Below are 4201 nucleotides of genomic sequence, written 5' to 3' on the forward strand. Positions count from 1 at the left end.
CCGGTTACCGCCGGGCATCGGTTTCGAGTGGACGGGGCAATCGTACGAGGAGCGGTTATCAGGCTCGCAAGCGCCGATGCTTTACACGCTCTCGCTGCTTGTGGTGTTCCTGTGTCTCGCGGCACTCTATGAAAGCTGGGCCATTCCGCTGTCGGTCATCCTGGTTGTGCCGCTGGGCGTGCTCGGCGCATTGCTCGCGACGAAGCTGCGCGGGTTGCCAAACGACGTTTATTTCAAGGTCGGTTTGCTGACCATCGTCGGTCTCGCGACCAAGAACGCGATTCTGATCATCGAATACGCCAAGGACCTTCAAGCGGAAGGCAGGGATTTGATCGAGGCCACGCTCGAGGCCGTTCATCTTCGGCTGCGGCCGATTCTCATGACGTCGTTCGCATTCATCCTGGGGGTGATGCCCCTGGCGCTCAGCGTCGGCGCTGGATCGTCGAGCCGCAACGCCATCGGCACTGGCGTCGCCGGCGGAATGTTCGCGGCCACGGCGCTCGGAATATTTTTGATTCCGGTTTTCTACGTCGTGGTCCGCCGCATTTTCAAAGTGAAGGTGAAGAAACTGCATCCGCCCGAGACCGGCATGGAAACAGTCAGCAGCAAGGAGCCGGCCGCATGAACACCCGCTGCTGTCATGTTCTGATTCTGGGAACGCTGGTGAGCGGTTGCACCATGATTCCGAAATACGAGCGCCCTGCGGCACCCGTGAGCGAATCGTGGTCGGCGGCTTCGGCGCAAACGAACACCACCGACACGGTCGCGTCCGACATCGATTGGCACGATTTCTTCGACGATCCGCGCTTGCAACGCCTGATCGAGCTTGCGTTGCAAAACAACCGCGACCTGCGCGTCGCTGCGTTGCGTGTCGAGGAGGTGCGCGCGCGGTACCGCATTCAGAGGGCAGAGCAGTTCCCGAGCGTCCAGGGCAACGCCAACTTCACGCGCCAGCACTTTTCAGGCGCCGTCACCGTGTTCAACGGCGGCACGACGCTCGACACCTACAACCTCAACGTGGGTGCGTCCTATGAGCTGGACCTGTTCGGCCGCGTGCGCAGCCTGAAGAGAGAGGCGCTGGAAAGGTATTTTGCCACCGACGAAGCGCGAAAGAGCGTTCAGATCGCGCTGGTGTCCGAAGTGGCAACGGAATACCTGACGCAACTGCGCCTGCTCAAGGCCAAAGCCATCGCGAACCAGACGCTCGCCACGGTTCAGGAGTCATATGATTTGATCAGACGGCGCTTCGATGTCGGCGCGGCGTCAGAACTGGAGTTGCGCACGGCAGAAAGTCAGGTCGAGGCGGTGCGTGTGAACTCCGCCAATTTTCTTCAGCTCCTGGCACAATCGGAAAACGCGCTCGTCGTCTTGGTGGGCGAACCGCTGCCGAAGGATCTCCCCGCCGGAAAACCGTTCCAGCAACAACATCTGCTGACAGATCTGCCGGTCGAAGTGCCGTCGGAAGTTTTGCAGCGTCGGCCCGACATTCTCGCCGCCGAGCACACACTGGTTGCCGCCAATGCGAACATCGGCGCCGCGCGTGCGGCGTTTTTCCCTCGCATTTTGCTTACCGGCTCGGCCGGAACGGCGAGCGCGAAGCTTTCGGATTTATTCACCGGGCCGTCGGAAACGTGGAGTTTTTCGCCGCAAATCGCCGTGCCGATCTTCGATGGCGGCGGAACGAGGGCAAGGCTTGCCGTGTCGAAAATTGACAAGCGCATTGAAATCGCGAACTACGAGAAAGCCATCCAGACCGCGTTCCGCGAAGTGGCGGATGCACTGGCGGTCCGCGCGATTCTGGACGACAAACTCAAAGCGCAGGAGCGATTACTGGGCGCAACGCAGAAGCGTTTTGACCTTACCACCGCGCGCTACCGCCAGGGCGTGGACAGTTACGTGGATGTTCTCCTGGCGCAACGCGATCTTTACGCCGCGCAGCAGGACCTGGTGCAATTTCAGGCGGCGCGCCTTCTCAATGCGATCGCGCTCTACCGTTCATTGGGCGGCGGTTGGAAATCGTGATTCGCCCTTTCGTTCCTTCGTGCGAATTCATTGAGGGCTCGATGAAAAGAATGCTGGCAAAAACCGGGTTGTATTTACCGCCGCGTTGGGTCTGAGTCGGCGGCTCCGAATCTGGATACGGGGCGCTTTCGCGGGCCAAAGCCGGTCAACGGTGCGCCGGTGTAAGCCTGGAAGACCTTTCAGACGGGCGAACAAATCTCTTAAAAACGCGCTGCAATCAACAACACAACTTCCCGGCGCTTTGCGAAGAGTGGTGGGCCCGACAGGATTTGAACCTGTGACCAAGCGATTATGAGTCGCATCCTGCCGGGTTGCGCCGAGTCGCGTCCGGTCGTCACAAGTTGCGATACCCCTGTTTTCATTGGGTTTCACGCTGGAGGCCCACTACCCCCCACAACCCGACGCAACTACTCAGGACCGGAAAATTGGCCAAGAATTGGCCAAGCATGGGGAGGCGTCAAGCGCCGTTGAGGGTGTTTAGAAGACCGGGTCGCGTTGCAGTACACGACCCAAGACCACTAGTCGGATACGCCGCGATCTGGGGGCGCGCTTTGTGTAGCTCATACACCTATCCGCTTCTGGGGTGTGCTGAGATGGTCGTTCTGAGAGGACATGTATGAGCGCCTCTGAACTGATCGAGCAGGCAAACGCACCGAGTGCCATTGCGAAGGAACGCGAGGCGAAGCGATCGTTTTCCAAAACCCACGCGAATTATTGGAAAGCGCGCTTGGAGCATCGGACGTACACTCGGGACGGCAAGACGTTCGAAGTGCCAGAATGGTCCGTGAGGATTCATTTCGGCGGAAACCGCAAGAGCTTCGACTTGGAGGCCGGAAATAAAGAGGAAGCCGCCGCCAAGGCCCGAGACATTTATCTGTCGCTCGTCGCGAAGGGTTGGTCAGCAACGCTCTCCGATCTCAAACCGAACTCTGAACCGGCAATTCAAATCACCGTCGGGGCTGACGCGACAATTGGCGCATTTCTGGCCGAAGTGGAAAGAACATCAAGTCTGAAGCCTAAGACATTTCGCCGCTACGCCCAATGCCTGCGAAGAGTGGCAGCCCACATTTGCGGAGTCAAAACGGACGAGTCGCGGTATGACTACAAGACCGGCGGCTTGCTTGCCTGGCGGAAGCAAGTTGACGTGATTCCGCTTTCGGCCATCACCCCTGCCGCTGTTGCAGATTGGAAAATTCATTATTTGCGACGAGCGAACAGCGACCCGCGACGAAAGCTCGAAGTGAACCGTTCCTTCAACACTTGGATGCGTAACACGAAAAGCCTTTTTAGTTCCGCGATCATCAACAAACCAAACTTCGGAATCAAAGTTCCCAAGTTCAAAGTGCCAGACGGCCAGCGTGGCGAGCGCGAGGCTTACTGGTTCGAGACGGTGGACTTCGAGAGGATGGGCTCGATGAAATTCCAAGCACCCGCCGGGGTTACCTATGAGGACTTGGTGATCAAAGCGCGGACGGAGTTGCGAGCAGCCAGTCCTGAAGCGTACAAACTCTTTCTTCTGTGCATGTGCGCCGGGTTGCGGCGCGGGGAAGCCGACGTGTGCTTGTGGTCACAATTGAGACCAGATGACTGTTCCATTCGGGTTGAAGCCACCGAGTTCATTGAACCGAAGCATGGTTCGGGTGGTACTGTTTACGTCGATCCTGCCCTAATGAAGGAGCTGCTGAGCTTTCGGACTGACGGCGAGGAGGGTTTTGTGGTGCAATCCCATCGGGAATGGAAGGCAACGACGTACGTGCGTTACCGCTGCGAACCGCACTGGCGTACGTTGTTGGACTGGTTGGAAACAAATGGCATCTCGGCACGAAAAAAGGTTCACGAACTGCGAAAGCTGTTTGGTGATGCCATTGTCAAACGAGAAGGCATTTTCGCGGGGAGCGCGCAATTGCGCCATTCGACAATCCAAATGACGGCGAATCATTACACTGATCCGCGACAACGCGCAGCGCTTCCGGTCGGCCGATTGTTCTCAGACAAGACCTCTCGCCGCAGATTCAAGTCTCGCCGGATGTCGCGCGAGCACGAGGAAAACGGGCATAACAATGGATTTTCCCGAAGCGCAAACACACCCCCCACCCGAGTGAAGAAGTTGACGTTCGGGAATAAGCCAGCACAATGACATGGCGTGGCTGATTGTGGCTGGGCCTGTAGCTCAATGGTT

At 58.0% G+C, this 4201-nt stretch carries 3 protein-coding genes and 1 tRNA gene; 3 read left to right on the forward strand and 1 reads right to left on the reverse strand.

Annotated elements, in window-relative coordinates; translation table 11 throughout:
* A partial coding sequence (locus tag VN887_10405; protein HXT40423.1) for an efflux RND transporter permease subunit occupies positions 1-625 on the forward strand: 625 nt, incomplete at its 5' end.
* Positions 622-2022, forward strand: coding sequence for an efflux transporter outer membrane subunit (locus tag VN887_10410; GenBank protein ID HXT40424.1), 1401 nt, complete (start codon positions 622-624; stop codon positions 2020-2022). The genes VN887_10405 and VN887_10410, both read left to right, overlap by 4 nt.
* A gap of 251 nt (positions 2023-2273) precedes the next feature.
* Here the strand turns inward: VN887_10410 and VN887_10415 are convergent.
* Positions 2274-2375 (reverse strand) — tRNA-Ile (locus tag VN887_10415).
* A 263-nt stretch (positions 2376-2638) separates the two neighbouring features.
* On the opposite strand from VN887_10415, the gene VN887_10420 reads away from it, so the two are divergent.
* A complete protein-coding gene (locus VN887_10420) occupies positions 2639-4159 on the forward strand; it encodes a hypothetical protein (protein HXT40425.1) in 1521 nt (506 codons plus the stop codon).
* Positions 4160-4201: the final 42 nt, after the last annotated feature.

Origin of the sequence: Candidatus Angelobacter sp., assembly GCA_035607015.1 — a bacterium.
Lineage (GTDB): Bacteria > Verrucomicrobiota > Verrucomicrobiia > Limisphaerales > AV2 > AV2.

Bases quoted from the DNA above. Each gene is read 5' to 3' on its own strand.
- VN887_10420 (HXT40425.1), top strand. From the start codon at position 2,639: ATGAGCGCCTCTGAACTGATCGAGCAGGCAAACGCACCGAGTGCCATT.
- VN887_10410 (HXT40424.1), top strand. From the start codon at position 622: ATGAACACCCGCTGCTGTCATGTTCTGATTCTGGGAACGCTGGTGAGC.